This window comes from Photorhabdus namnaonensis, assembly GCF_001684335.1.
Classification (GTDB): Bacteria; Pseudomonadota; Gammaproteobacteria; order Enterobacterales; family Enterobacteriaceae; genus Photorhabdus; species Photorhabdus namnaonensis.
In genome coordinates, this window is sequence record NZ_LOIC01000101.1 from 1 (window position 1) to 329 (window position 329).

General features: G+C 53.2%; 1 protein-coding gene. It reads left to right on the plus strand.

The features are described 5' to 3' along the window. Positions 1 to 329: EF-Tu/IF-2/RF-3 family GTPase (locus Phpb_RS22785; protein ID WP_240492671.1), on the plus strand; the 329-nt coding region annotated here is incomplete at both ends.

The following is a 329-nucleotide window of genomic DNA, read 5'->3' on the forward strand; positions in this document are numbered from 1 at the left end:
GTGCGTGAGCTGCTGTCTCAGTACGATTTCCCAGGCGACGATACTCCGGTTATCCGTGGTTCTGCGCTGAAAGCGCTGGAAGGCGATGCCGAGTGGGAAAGCAAAATCCTGGAGCTGGCAGAAGCGCTGGACAGCTACATCCCAGAACCAGAGCGTGCGATTGACCAGCCATTCCTGCTGCCAATCGAAGACGTATTCTCGATTTCAGGTCGTGGTACCGTGGTAACCGGTCGTGTAGAGCGCGGTATTGTTAAAGTGGGTGAAGAAGTGGAAATCGTTGGTATCAAAGACACAACGAAAACCACGTGTACTGGCGTAGAAATGTTCCG